At 75.2% G+C, this 13109-nt stretch carries 11 protein-coding genes; 8 read left to right on the top strand and 3 right to left on the bottom strand.

Features of this window, described 5'->3' with window-relative positions; all coding sequences use genetic code 11:
• The first annotated feature begins 36 nt into the window (after window positions 1-36).
• From GA0070215_RS09475 to pspM, 7 genes are all read left to right on the top strand, one after another.
• Window positions 37-969, top strand: coding sequence for an ornithine cyclodeaminase family protein (locus tag GA0070215_RS09475; RefSeq protein ID WP_208600309.1), 933 nt, complete (start codon window positions 37-39; stop codon window positions 967-969).
• A gap of 63 nt (window positions 970-1032) precedes the next feature.
• Complete coding sequence (gene rimO / locus GA0070215_RS09470) at window positions 1033-2535, top strand: 30S ribosomal protein S12 methylthiotransferase RimO (protein ID WP_018785925.1); 1503 nt, start codon at window positions 1033-1035, stop codon at window positions 2533-2535.
• 47 nt (window positions 2536-2582) lie between these two features.
• Entirely contained in the window at window positions 2583-3164 is a 582-nt protein-coding gene (gene pgsA / locus GA0070215_RS09465) for a CDP-diacylglycerol--glycerol-3-phosphate 3-phosphatidyltransferase (protein ID WP_026268019.1), read from the top strand.
• 76 nt (window positions 3165-3240) lie between these two features.
• Entirely contained in the window at window positions 3241-3798 is a 558-nt protein-coding gene (locus GA0070215_RS09460) for a CinA family protein (protein WP_091044096.1), read from the top strand.
• Window positions 3799-4007: 209 nt separating this feature from the next.
• Window positions 4008-4448, top strand: a complete 441-nt coding sequence (locus GA0070215_RS09455; protein WP_018785928.1) for a helix-turn-helix domain-containing protein — start codon at window positions 4008-4010, stop codon at window positions 4446-4448.
• A gap of 127 nt (window positions 4449-4575) precedes the next feature.
• Window positions 4576-5427, top strand: a complete 852-nt coding sequence (locus GA0070215_RS09450; RefSeq protein WP_018785929.1) for a PspA/IM30 family protein — start codon at window positions 4576-4578, stop codon at window positions 5425-5427.
• Between the two features lie 16 nt (window positions 5428-5443).
• On the top strand, window positions 5444-6205 hold the full coding sequence (pspM, locus tag GA0070215_RS09445; protein ID WP_091044091.1) for a phage shock envelope stress response protein PspM: 762 nt from the start codon (window positions 5444-5446) through the stop codon (window positions 6203-6205).
• 56 nt (window positions 6206-6261) lie between these two features.
• Here the strand turns inward: pspM and GA0070215_RS09440 are convergent, their stop codons facing one another.
• Together GA0070215_RS09440 and GA0070215_RS09435 are read right to left on the bottom strand one after the other, a co-directional pair.
• Window positions 6262-9990 carry a fibronectin type III domain-containing protein gene (locus GA0070215_RS09440; RefSeq protein WP_377467071.1) on the bottom strand — a complete coding sequence of 1243 codons (3729 nt, stop codon included), beginning with the start codon at window positions 9988-9990 and terminating at the stop codon, window positions 6262-6264.
• Between the two features lie 39 nt (window positions 9991-10029).
• Window positions 10030-10851: a DNA-formamidopyrimidine glycosylase family protein gene (locus GA0070215_RS09435; RefSeq protein ID WP_018785932.1), complete on the bottom strand. Its 822-nt coding sequence runs from the start codon at window positions 10849-10851 to the stop codon at window positions 10030-10032.
• Window positions 10852-10960: 109 nt separating this feature from the next.
• Here GA0070215_RS09435 and GA0070215_RS09430 point away from each other — a divergent pair, with 109 nt between their 5' ends.
• Window positions 10961-12211 carry a hypothetical protein gene (locus GA0070215_RS09430; protein WP_091044323.1) on the top strand — a complete coding sequence of 417 codons (1251 nt, stop codon included), beginning with the start codon at window positions 10961-10963 and terminating at the stop codon, window positions 12209-12211.
• A 91-nt stretch (window positions 12212-12302) separates the two neighbouring features.
• Here GA0070215_RS09430 and GA0070215_RS09425 read toward each other — a convergent pair whose 3' ends face one another.
• Window positions 12303-13091, bottom strand: coding sequence for an SAM hydrolase/SAM-dependent halogenase family protein (locus GA0070215_RS09425; RefSeq protein ID WP_091044084.1), 789 nt, complete (start codon window positions 13089-13091; stop codon window positions 12303-12305).
• Window positions 13092-13109: the final 18 nt, after the last annotated feature.

The raw sequence follows: 13109 nt of genomic DNA, 5'->3' as shown, positions 1-13109 counted from the left end.
GAGTTGATGTCAACTTCAAGTTCCAGGATGGATGCCATGACCCTGCTCTTCTCCGACGACGACGTCGCGGCCGCCGTGGACGCCCCGCTCACCGTCGCGGCCATGCGGGACGCGCTGCTGGCCGCGCACGCCGGGCGGCTCGTCGCCCCGCCCCGGGCGTCCGCGCCGCTGGGCGGGGGCCGGATGGTGCTCACCGCCGGGCACCTCACCGGGCAGTGGTACGGCTTCCGCTCGTACGACACGTTCGGCCACCCGGGAGGCGGTCAGCTCGTCGTGCTGCACGACGCCACCACCGGGGCGGTACGCGCCATCGCCGTCGGCGAGGAACTCGGCTCCCGGCGTACCGGAGGACTCGGTGGCGTGGCGGTGGACGCCCTGGCCCGCGCGGACGCCGCCACCCTCGGCGTGGTGGGGTCCGGCCGGCAGGCGTGGTCCCAGGTGTGGGCCGCGGCGGCGGTCCGGCCGCTGCGCGAGGTGACCGTGTTCAGCCGCTCGGCGGCCCGGCGGGAGGCGTTCGCCGCGCGGGTCCGCGCCGAGCTGGGCGTGCCGGCCCGCGCGGTCGGCTCGGCCGCCGCCGCGGTACGCGACCGCGACGTCGTGGTGCTCGCCACCACCAGCACCGTCCCGGTGCTCGACGCCGCCGACCTGGCCCCCGGCACCCACGTCAACACGGTCGGCTTCAAGCAGGTCGACCGGCACGAGTTCGGCAGCGACCTGCTCGACGCCGCCGGCCTGCTGGTCACCGACTCACCCGGGCAGGCCGCCGCGTACGTCCCGCCGATGGTCGCCGCCGTCGAGCCGTACGCCGGGCGGCTGCGCGACCTGGGCGCGGTGCTGGCCGGCGCGGTTCCCGGCCGGACCGCCGCGGACCAGATCTCGGTCTTCTGCTCCACCGGCCTGGCCGGCACCGAGGTGTTCCTCCTCGACCGGCTGGCCCGCACCCCGGCGCACGCACGCCCGCGGCGGTGAGAGGGGAACCCTTCTCTACCGCAGGCGTTAACAAGGGGCCCTTCCTTGCACCTGTACCCTCGGATGGTGTCTGCCTCCTCCTCCACCCCGCGATCCGACGGGCGCCGCGTCGCCCTGCTGACCCTCGGCTGCGCCCGCAACGAGGTCGACTCGGAGGAACTGGCCGCCCGGCTGCACGCCGACGGGTGGCAGGTCACCACCGACGGCGAGGGCGCCGACGTGGTGGTGGTGAACACCTGCGGGTTCGTCGAGAAGGCCAAGCAGGATTCGATCCAGACGCTGCTGGCCGCCGCCGACACCGGCGCCAAGGTGGTCGCCGCCGGGTGCATGGCCGAGCGGTACGGCCGTGAGCTGGCCGACAGTCTCCCCGAGGCGCAGGCGGTGCTCAGCTTCGACGACTATCCGGACATCGCCTCCCGGCTCGACTCGGTGCTGGCGGGCGAGGCGATCGGCGCGCACACCCCCCGCGACCGGCGGGAACTGCTGCCGCTGACCCCGGTGCAGCGTCGCGACGCGGCGGTGTCGCTACCCGGGCACGGCACCCCGGCCCGGGTCGCCCCGGAGACCGACGCGCACACCCCGGCGCACCTGCGGCAGGTGCTGCGGCACCGGCTCGACACCGGCCCGGTGGCCTCGCTGAAGCTCGCCAGTGGCTGCGACCGGCGCTGCGCCTTCTGCGCCATCCCGGCGTTCCGCGGCGCGTTCGTCTCGCGTACCCCGGACGAGCTGCTCGCCGAGGCCGAGTGGCTGGCCAAGACCGGCGTACGCGAGCTGGTGCTGGTCAGCGAGAACTCCACCTCGTACGGCAAGGACCTGGGCGACCCCCGCGCGCTGGAGAAGCTGCTGCCGCAGCTCGCCGCGATCGACGGGATCGTGCGGGTACGCGCCAGCTACCTCCAGCCCGCCGAGACCCGGCCCGGCCTGGTCGAGGTGATCGCCACCACGCCGGGCGTGGCCGCGTACTTCGACCTGTCGTTCCAGCACTCCAGCGAGCCGGTGCTGCGCCGGATGCGGCGCTTCGGCTCCACCGACCGGTTCCTGGAGCTGCTCGCGTCGGCCCGCGCGCTGGCGCCGGACGCGGGCGCGCGCAGCAACTTCATCGTCGGCTTCCCCGGCGAGACGAAGCAGGACGTGGCCGAGCTGGTCCGCTTCCTGACCGAGGCCCGGCTGGACGCGATCGGCATGTTCGACTACAGCGACGAGGACGGCACCGAGGCCGCCGGGCTGACCGGCAAGGTGTCCGCCGCCACTGTGAAGCGGCGGTACGACAAGCTCAGCGCGCTGGCCGACGAACTCTGCTCGCAGCGCGCCGAGGAGCGCCTCGGCGCGACGGTGGAGGTGCTCGTGGACTCGACCGCCGACGGTGTGGTGGAGGGGCGGGCCGCTCACCAGGCTCCCGAGGTCGACGGCTCGACCACGCTCGTCGCACCCGTCGGCGGCGGCGTCGATCTGGCCGCGCTGCGCCCCGGTGACCTGGTCCGGGCCACGGTGACGGCGACCGAGGGCGTGGACCTGATCGCCGTGCCGGATGAGATGATCTCGGCGGCGCCCGGCGCGGCACGGTGACGGCGGGCCCTGATGGAGCGGGGAAGCCACGTGGGGCGATGCGGGACATGACGGGAGCGGAGTCGACGGCGGCTGCCCCCGTACCGCTGCTCAACGCGGCGAACCTGCTCACCGGCGCGCGGCTGGTGCTGGTGCCGGTCTTCGTGGCCACCGTGATCGCCTCCGGCATGAGCCACGCGGGCTGGCGTACGGCCGCCTGCCTGATCTTCGTGGTGGCCTCCGCGACCGACCTGGTCGACGGCTGGATCGCCCGCCGGTACGAACTCGTCACCTCGCTGGGCAAGGTCGCCGACCCGATCGCCGACAAGGCGCTCACCGGCGCGGCCCTGGTGCTGCTCTCCTTCTACGACCGGCTGCCCTGGTGGGTGACGGTGGTGATCCTGGCCCGCGAGCTGGGCATCACCGCGCTCCGCTTCTGGGTGATCCGGCACGGCGTGATCGCGGCCAGCCGGGGCGGCAAGGTCAAGACGGCGCTGCAGATCCTGGCGATCACCTGGTACCTCTGGCCGATGCCGGAGGCGCTCGCCGCGATCGGGCCGTGGATCATGGGGGCGGCCGTGGTGGTCACCGTGGTCACCGGGTTCGACTACATCGCCCAGGCGTTGCGGCTGCGCCGCCCGGCCCGTTGAGCCGCCCGGCCCGTTGAGCCGGTCGGCGGGTCCGGCGATCCGGTCGACCGACGAGTAAGCCGGCGCGGTGCGGGAAATGGGGGCGGGCATGGACACGGACGCGAGGGACCCCCGGCCCGCCGGCAGCCCGGCGGCTGCCGTTGTGCACCGGCTGCACGAGTGCGGCGAGACGCTGGCCACCGTCGAGTCGCTGACCGGCGGTCTGCTCGCCGCCGCGATCGTGGAGATCGCCGGGGTCAGCTCGGTCTACCGGGGCGGCATGGTGGTCTACGCCACCGAACTCAAGGCGACGCTGGCCGGCGTACCGGAGGGCCTGCTGGCCGACCGCGGCCCGGTCGACCCGGACGTGGCGGCGGCGCTGGCCGAAGGCGGACGCCAGCGGTGCGGTGCCGACTGGGGCCTGGCCACCACCGGTGTGGCCGGGCCGGAGCCGCAGGACGGCAAGCCGGTCGGCCTGGTCTACGTGGCGGTCGCCGGGCCGGACGGCACCGGGGTGCGCCGGCTCGACCTCGACGGCGGTCGCGACCACATCCGCTCGGCCGCGGTGATCGAGGCGCTGCGTCTGCTCGCCGACCGCATCCAGCTTCCCGGGGACGCCGACGCCGCCGAGGCGGCGGGGGCCGGCCACCGGTGAGCCGGCGGTTCCGTCAACACGCCCGGCGGCGGGACCGCCGGACCGGCCGATCCGCCCGGATTTCCGAGGCGGGGTGGGATGTCGTCGTGGCGACCAACGGGTACGGTTGCGGGAAGGCTCCGGCGGTCGCCGTCGGCGCCGGAGCGGTCCGCCGCGTCCGGCGCGACGCGGACGGCCGGGGATGGTGGTCCCGTTCAGGGGGAGGTGCGATGGTCCTGCTACGCCGGGTGATCGGTGACGCGCTGCGAGCACGCAGGCAAGGGCAGCACCGCACCCTCCGCGAGGTCTCCTCCGCCGCCAACGTCAGCCTCGGCTACCTTTCCGAGATCGAGCGTGGCCAGAAGGAACCCTCCAGCGAGCTGCTGGCCGCGATCTGCGACGCGCTCGGTGCCCGCCTGTCCGAGCTGCTGCGTGAGGTGAGCGACACGGTCGCCCTGGCCGAGCAGATGCCAGGCGTGCTGGTGCCGGTGGCCGACGAGTCGGCCCCGGTGGCCCCGGCCGCCGTGCGTAAGGCGACGAACCGGGGTGTCCGGCAGGTCACCTCCGACGGCGGCGTCGCCGTCCAGGTCCGGCAGGACTCGCCGCTCAAGGCCACGCTGCGCAGCACCCGGGTACGCCCCGCCGAGCGGGATGTGGTCTGCGCCGCCTGACCCGGCCCGTCGCGTCATGGGCGGTGCTGGCGTCCGCGTCGTACTGTTGATCAGGAGCGTACGGGTGCCGGGGTGGCGTCCGGCTGGGACGATGTAGGCGCGACGCTACTGAGGGGACGAGGCGGAGATGGCTAACCCGTTCGTCAAGGGTTGGAAGTACCTGATGGCGCTCTTCGGCGCCAAGATCGACGAGCACGCCGATCCGAAGGTGCAGATCCAGCAGGCCGTCGAGGAGGCGCAGCGCCAGCACCAGGCGCTGGTCCAGCAGGCGGCGGCGGTGATCGGCAACCAGCGCCAGCTGGAGATGAAGCTGTCCCGGCAGATGACCGAGGTGGAACAGCTCCAGGGCAACGCGCGGCAGGCGCTCGCAGTGGCCGACCAGGCCCGCGGCAAGGGTGACGAGGCCGAGGCCGGTCGCTACGAGCAGACCGCCCAGATGCTGGCCACCCAGCTGGTCTCCGCCGAGCAGGCACTGGAAGACCTCAAGACGCTGCACGACCAGGCGCTCGGCGCGGCCGCACAGGCCCGCAAGGCGGTCGAGAACAACTCGATGATCCTCCAGCAGAAGCTGGCCGAGCGCACCAAGCTGCTCAGCCAGCTGGAGCAGGCCAAGATGCAGGAGAGCGTGGCCCACTCGCTGGAGTCGATGTCGTCGCTCACCGCGCCCGCCAACACCCCCTCGCTGGACGAGGTCCGCGACCGGATCGAACGCCGCTACGCCACCGCCATGGGCCGGGCCGAACTGGCCGGCAACTCGGTCGAGGGCCGGATGCTGGAGGTCCAGAAGGCCACTCTCGACTCGGCCGGATCGGCGAGGCTGGAGCAGATCCGGTCGAGCATGGCCGGCGAGCAGCTCGGCAGCCGGTCCGAGACCCCCGCCGTGGGGCAGCCGGCCGACCCGGCCGCCGCCGCCCGGCTCGACGAGATCCGGGCCAGCATGAGCCGGGAACGCGGCACCGGGGAGACCACGACCGGCTGACGGAGGGGCGGACACGATGGCGGACGAACGGGCCCGGCACTTCCGCAGGCTGCGCAGGCTCCGCAACTCGGCGCGGCGGTGGAGCGTGCTGGCCGGAGGACTCGGCGGTGCCGCCGCGGTGCTGACCCCGTACGCCGGACTGGGCCTGGCGGACGCGGCCTGGGCCGGCGCCGCGGGCAGCGCGATCGCGGTGGCCGCCTGGCGCTGGATCGACCACCGCGCGCTCGCCGCCGTGCCGCCCCCGCCCGCCCTGGACCCGGCCGAGGCCGCCGCCCGTTCCCGCGCCCGGCTGGTCGCCGCCGTCGAGCGGCTCCCCGTGGGCCCGGGCGTCGTGGCCGAGGTACGCCGGGTCCGCTCCCGCCTCGCGCTACGTGGCACCGCCGCGGCCGAGCCGTGGGCCCGGCTGGACCGGGCCGCGCTCACCCTGGCCGGGCTGGCCGGGCGGCTGACCGGGCTCGCCGAGCCGGCGGTCCGGGAGGCGGCCGAAGCGGACCGGTCCCTGCGCGAGCTGGCGACCCGGCTGGCGGGCGTGGAGCGCGCGGCGAAGCTGACCCCGCAGAGCCCGCTGAATGAGGTGCACGCCACGCTCGTGGCCCAGCTGGAGGACGGGGTGGCCGCGTACGAGCGGCTGGTGGTGGCCGCCGCCGGTTACGTGGCCGAGGAGGCGCGTCCGAACACCGAGCACCCGGCCGCCGCGCGCCTGACCGAGGCCACCGACCTGCTGCACGGTGTGGCCTCCGCCCTGGCCGAACTCCGCACCCCGCTGCGCGCCCCCTGACAGTCCCCGCTGCTCCGGCCGGCTCCCGCCCCCGCGCCCCCAGGGAGGGGGAGGGGTCAGGTGGGGGTTGTGGTGCGGGTCGGGGCGGTCCAGGGGGAGGTGCCTACGACGTTCGTGGCTCTTACCCGGTAGTGGTAGGTCGTGCCTCTCGTCAGGCCGGTGTTGGTGAAGCCGCGGCCGGTCACGTGGAACGTCGCCGGTTCACGGGTGAAGGCGGCGTCGGTGGCGCGCTGCACGACGAACCCGGCGCCCGGTCCGGTCGGCGTCGGTGCCGACCAGCTCACCGTCACGGTGGCGGTGTCCGGCCCGGACACGCTCGCGGTGACGCTCACCTCGGTGGGCGCGACCGGCCGGGCGGGGGTGGTCACGGTGGCCACCGTCGACCAGGGGGAGGCGGCCCCCAGGTACGTCGTGCGTACCCGGTAGTAGTACGTGGTGTCCGGCGCGACGGCCGGGTCCACGTGGGCCTCGCCCACGGCGATGGCCGTGGTGCCCGGACCGCTGGTGAACGTCGGGTTCGTGGCCCGCTGCACGTCCACCCCGGTGGCGAAGGAGTGGTTGGCCCAGCGCAGCGCCACCCGTAGCGGCGCGGCCGGCGGCAGCACCGCTGTCAGCCGGGCCGGCGCGGTGAGGTGCACCGCCGCCGGTACGGCGTTGGACCAGGACGAGCAGCTCACCGCGTTCTCGGCCCGGATCCGGTAGTGGTAGGTGACGCCGGGGGTGACTGTGGCGTCGGTGTACCTCGTGGCGGTGGCGGCCACGGTGATCTCGGTCAGCCCGGTGGTGAATGTGCTGTCGGTGGCGCGTTGCAGCCGGTGGCTGGTCGGTACGGGACGGCTGCCGTTGCCGGTCCACGTCAGGGCGATGGCGGGGAGCGCGGTGGCGCTGCCGGGCGCCGGGGTGGCGGTGAGCCCGGTCGGCGCCCTGGGCGCGAGGCGCAGGACCAGCGGGCGGCTCATGCCCTGGTCGCGCAGTCCGGCCGAGCGGGTCTGCCAGCGGTACTCCCAGCCCAGGTTGACCAGCTGGTTGACCACGACGGCGGGGCGGCCGTCGGCCGGGCTGACCGGACCGGCGTCCAGCCGTGCGCCGGCCGGACGGGCCGGGTCGAGCAGCCGTACGCTGTCGCCGATCTTGAAGGGCAGGGCGGGCGGGACGGGGCGCAGCGCCACCACCACGTCCTCCCGGGGGTTGACCCGGACGGTGTCCTTCCAGCCCAGCTCGCCCGGGTCCGGCGGGCGGACCGTGCCGTCCCAGCCGACCCGGTTGACCAGCTGCACGTCGCAGCCCTCGATGTGGACGGGATGGGTACGCGGGGCGTCGCCGACGATCCGCCAGAGCTGGGTGCCGTCGCCGGGCGTGCCGACCGCCACGGCCGGGTCGGTGGCGTGCAGCACCTCGGTGGCCGGGTCGGCCGGCCCCAGCGGCAGGGTGGCCGGGGCGAGCGGCCCGCCGACCGGGTGGCCGACGCCGAGCCGTCCCACCGCGCGGCCGTGCCGGGCCTCGAACACCTGCCCGACCGACTTCACCGCCAGCGGCAGCGTGACCGGGGCGGTCGCGCCGGCCGGGGTGAACGTGACCGAGGTGGCCCGCGCGGGAACGAGCGTCGGGCGTGGGGTGGAGGTGCCGATCGCGGCGTCGTACGCGGGTTGCGGCACGATCGGCGGCGGCTGGCTGCGGGCGTACGCCCCGGGCAGCCGGTCGGCGAGCCGCCGGGTGTCGTACGGCTCGGCGGGGGTGCCGGTGACCCGGATCTGGAGCAGGGTGCGGGTGTTCGGGCCGTACCCGGGGCGGGTCGGCGGCAGGCCACCGGCGGCGGTCCGGTCCGGCGCGCCGGTGTGGTGGTCGTAGCGGGGATCGAACCGGGGCAGCGGTGCGGGGCAGTCGTTGTAGAGGATGAGCGTGCTGCCCGGCGGGACGGTGGAGAAGTCCACCACCACGTCGGCCCGTTCGCCGGGGGCGAGCAGCAGTGCGTGCCCGTCCACATTGAGCACGGTCGGGTCCTGCCTGTCGTACCGGTAGTCCACCGGCCGGTTCGTCAGCACCACAGGGGCCGGGAGCAGACCGCTCTCGTTGCCGATCTGGATCATCTCGGGTCCGGCGGCGGCCGGGTCGGGCACGCCGCCGTCGCGCCCGTCCACCGGCCAGTACGCGGGCCGTCCCGGCGCGCGTACCGCCTCGACCATCGGCACCTCACCGGCGCCCGGGTCGGCCGGGCTGCCGTCGTCGGCCCACATCGGCGCGTCCGAGGCGGCCCGGTAGAGCTGGAGGTTGAGCGCCCGGTCGGCGCAGGCGTTGAGGATCCGGAACCGGTACGCCCGTGGCGCGACCTCCAGGTACGGGTAGGCCACGCCGTTGACGAGCGGGGTGTCGCCGTACGCGTCGGGGACCGCTGACGGGTACGGCACGCCGGGTACCAGCGGCGGCTCGTCGGGATCGGTGTCGGGGTCGTGGTGCGGGTTCGGCACCGGGGCGACCCACGGGCTGTGGCCGCCGTCCGGGTCGTGGGTCCACGGCCCGTAGTCCCAGCGCCCGGTGGGGTTGGTGCCGGTGAGCCGGTACGGGTTCTGCCGCGGCTGGTAGACGTGCGGGTGCCAGAGGCTGCCCTTGGCGCCCCAGCGGTCCCGGTCCCAGGTGGGGTCCTGGGCGGCGAGCTGCGCGTCGTCGGGGACGAACGTCTTGTCCTCGATCACCAGCGGGAGCTGGTCGGCGGGTAGCACGCCGTCGTCGACGAGCCGTTCCTCGGCCGGGTCGGTGAGCAGGTAGAGCGCGATCTGCCCGGAGTAGACGGTGAGCCGGGACAGGCCGAGCGTGTTGTCGTGCAGCCACATGAGCCGGCCGCTCTGGTCGTTCGGGAAGTACAGCGTGGTGGCCCCCGCTCCGGGTGGCGGCATGTCCGGCACCGGCGTCACGCCCACACCGGCCGGGTACGGGGTGATCTCGCCGGCCGGGGTCACCCACTGCCACGGGTTGCCGGCGCTGATCCACCCGGTCTGCGCGCCGGACAGGTGCGGCACGGCCCGGTTCTGCGGGTACGGCGCGGGACCGTCCAGCGGTCCGGCACCGGCGCCGTCGACAGTCTCGTCGACCGGCAGGAACAGCTCGCCGGCCCGTCCGGTGGGGAGCTGGTTGATGAACTTGATCCGCACCGGGCGGCCCCGCCGGGCCACGATCATCGGCCCGAGGTGCCAGGGGCGGCCGGGCGGGCTGACCGTGTTGTGCCCGGACGCGTCGGTGCCCAGGTTGAGCTGGCGGTAGCCGCGCAGCCGGGTGGCCGGCAGGTCGCGGTGCAGGCGTTGCGCGTACTCCTGGAGGCCGATCTCGTAGTAGTCGCAGCCCGGCCAGGTGATGGTGTCGGGAACGGCGACGGGCAGGCGTGCGCCGAGCCCGGCGGTGGCCGGCTGCCCGGGCAGCGGCAGCGGGTCGACGAACTTGCGGACGCCGGTGCCGGGCACCGGACTGCCGTCCGGGTCGAGCGTGGGCAGCGGGCTGGCGGCGGTGTTCGGCACCGGGCCGAACAGGCGCGGCACGGCGGCCGGGTCCAGGCTCGCCGGCGCCGGGCGGTGCGCGTCGTCGCCGTCCCGGGCGGCCGGGACGGCGGGCGCGACGGAACCGGCAGGCGCGGTCGGCGCGGTCTCGTCGGCGACGACGGCGGCGCGGTCGGGACGTCCGGGCCGGCTGCGGCGGAACAGCACCATGGCTCTCCCCGGGTCTGGGCGCGCCGGCCGACACCCCGGCGTGGCGGGCGTACGCGCTGATGACGATCCGTGAGCGTTCCACCGCAGCATGCGACGTCACAGGGGTGAGGCGGAAGTACCCAATCGTCCCTATCTCGGCCGATCTTGGGTGTTTCGTGGAAGTTCCACGCCCGGCTGGCAGGCCGGGCACCAGTAGGTGACCCGTTCGCCCAGTTCCTCCTTGCGGATGGCGGTCCCGCAGCGGCGGCACGGCTGCGCCCGGCGGCCGTAGACGTAGCTGGTCCCGCCCCGGTGCAGCACCCCCGTGGTGCTCTGCGTCCAGCGGCCCCGGTTGGCCGCCAGCAGCCGCTGGGCCAGCGCGACGGTGCCGGGCAGGTCCGGCACCGCGCCCACCGGCGTCCACGGCGACACGCCGCGCAGGAACAGCACCTCGCACTTGTAGAGGTTGCCCACCCCGGCCAGGTTGCGCTGGTCGAGCAGCGCCTCGCCGATGGTGCGGTCGGGGTCGGCCGCCAGCCGGCGGACCGCCTCGCCGGCATCCCAGTCCGGCCCGAGCAGGTCCGGGCCGAGGTGGCCGACGAGCGACTCCTCCTCGGCGGCCGGCACCAGTGCCAGCTCGTGCAGGTGGTAGCCGACAGCGACCGCGGCCGGGGAACGCAGCACCACCCGGATCAGGTGCGCCGGCCGTCCGCGCCAGCGCTCGCCCGGGGCGTACGCCCGCCAGGCGCCGTCCATCCGCAGGTGCGAGTGCAGCGTCCAGGGCGCGGCATCGGTGGCCGCCAGGCGCAGCAGCAGGTGCTTGCCCCGGCTGGCCGACTCGCGCACCGTCCAGCCGGTCAGGTCGGTGGCGGCGAGCTGCGGCACGCGGAAGTCGGACCCGGTGAGCCGGGCCCCGGCGAGTGCGCGTTGCAGGACGCGCGCGGTGTTCCAGACGGTGTCGCCTTCGGGCACCCGGCCATTGTCCCCCGCCCGAGCGGAATTCGCATGTGTCGCTATTTGTACTGAGGTTCCACTTGATCTGCGGAAACGACACGATCAGGGGGTTCTGAGGAGAATGCTGATGGCCCGTTCCCGACGCCGTACCGTCGTCGCCCTGACCGCCCTGCTCACCGTGGCCGCCGGACTGCCCGGCACGCCCGCGCCGGCCGCGCCCCCGCCCGCCGCCGTACCGTCCCGCGCCGCCGCACCCGGCCCCGAGCGCTGGTCCGTCGACCTCGCCGTCGCCGGCGGCGACGACGTCAACGTCGCCTGGCGGTCCGGCCGCCTGCGGCTCGCCGACCCCCGTCCCACCGCCCGCACCCGCCCGGCCGCCGCCGGCGGACCGGTCGCCGAGGGCATCCTGCTCTCCGCGCCGCGCACCCTGGACCGGCCCGCGACCCGGGTACGCGCCCAGTTCGCCGCCCGCACCGGCGACGGAGGTACGGCGGTGGCCCAGGTACGTGGCTGGCGTACCCGCGGCTGGACCGAGTGGCGCGACGCCACCGAGGCGGTCTTCGACGCACCGGTCAGCCGGATCCAGGCCCGCGTCGTGCTGACCAGCAGCGACGCCGCGTCGGAGGCCACCGTCACCGGCCTGACCCTGGCCGCCGACCGGGTCGCCACCACAGCGGTCCAGCCGGCCGCCGCGCTCAGGTACCGGGTGTACGCGACCCGGATCGGCCTGGTCGGCGGCACCACCGCCAACGGGCACACGGTGCGCACCCGGGACCACTTCGCGGCGCTGCCCACCCGGCGCGGCCTGTCCCCGCGCGGCACCGGCGACTACACGGTCAAGGTGTGCACCACGAGCGGCAGCCGCTGCGAGTACGCCCCGGTGTGGGACGTCGGCCCGTGGAACACCCGGGACGACTGGTGGAACCCGGCGTCGGTCCGGGAGAACTGGAAGGACCTGCCGCGCGGGTTGCCGCAGGCGCAGGCGGCGTACCAGAACGGCTACAACGGCGGGCGCGACCAGTTCGGCCGCACCGTGCGCAACCCGGCCGGGCTGGACCTGGCCGACGGGACGTTCTGGGACGGGCTGCGGCTCACCGACAACGCCTGGGTCGACGTGACGCTGCTGTGGACCGGGGGCGGAGCGCGGGCCGTGGTCGGCTCGGGGCCGCTGAACCTGCGCACCGGGGCGAGCGCCTCGTACGCGAGCCGGGGCCTGGCCGCCACGTACGCCCACATTCCGGTGCAGTGCTACGTGACCGGGCAGCGGATCGCCGGCACGTACCGCACCACGACGAGGTGGTACCGCCTGGTGGGCGGCACCTACGTCAGCCACGCGTACCTGTCCTCGATCTACGGCGGCACAGTCCCCCGCTGCTGACCCCCTGCTCCCCTCGTTGATCTTGCGCTTGCGGCCCGACCTTCGGGGCTTCTGCCCCTTGTGCCGGGGCGCCAAGTGCAAGATCGCGGGGTCAGGGGTGGGTGATCGTAACGACGTCGCCCGGGGCGGTGTGGAGGGTGTCGGCGGCCCGGCCGGTGTTCACCGCCACGGCGACCCGGGCGGCGGAGTCGACGTAGACCACCAGCGTGCCGGGCTCGGCGTCGCCGAACGTGCGGCCGTGCACCGCCTCGTGGCCGTTCACCAGTAATCGGGACGGCAGGCCGTCGAGCAGCGCGCCCGGTGCGGCGAGCTGGACGTTGCCGAAGTGGTCGACGGTCAGCACCTCGGCGCGGAGGCCGCCGGGCTCGGCGCGTACCACCGGTTCCGGCAGCCGGACCAGCGCGCCCGGGTCGACGGCCGGTCCCGCCCCGGCCGGCGGCGCGCCGAGCGCCAGCCGGGCGGCCACCGGCGCGAACACGTCCCGCCCGTGGAACGTGCGGGAGACGGACGGGCCGAGCCACTCCGGGTTGGTCAGCTCCACTGCGGCGGTCACACCCCCGAGAGCCTCCGCGGCCGCGATCAGCAGCCCGTTGTCCGGCCCGACCAGCAGCCCGCCGGGCGCGGCGAGCGCGACCCCGCGCCGCGCGGTGCCGACACCCGGGTCGACCACCGCCACGTGCACGCCCCACGGCAGGTACGGCACCGTCTGCGCGAGCACCGCCGCGCCCCGGCGCACGTCGGCCGGTGGGATCAGGTGCGACACGTCGATCACCCGGACAGCCGGGGCGAGCCGGGCCAGCACCCCGTGGCACGCCGCCACGAATCCGTCGGCCAGGCCGTAGTCGGTGGTCAGCGAGACACACAGCGGGCTGCCGTTCACCCGTTGCCCGCCCTGGTC

Source organism: Micromonospora marina (genome assembly GCF_900091565.1).
Lineage (GTDB): Bacteria > Actinomycetota > Actinomycetes > Mycobacteriales > Micromonosporaceae > Micromonospora > Micromonospora marina.
The sequence above is the reverse complement of the archived record's forward strand: the minus strand, read 5'-3'. Positions and strand labels throughout refer to the sequence as shown.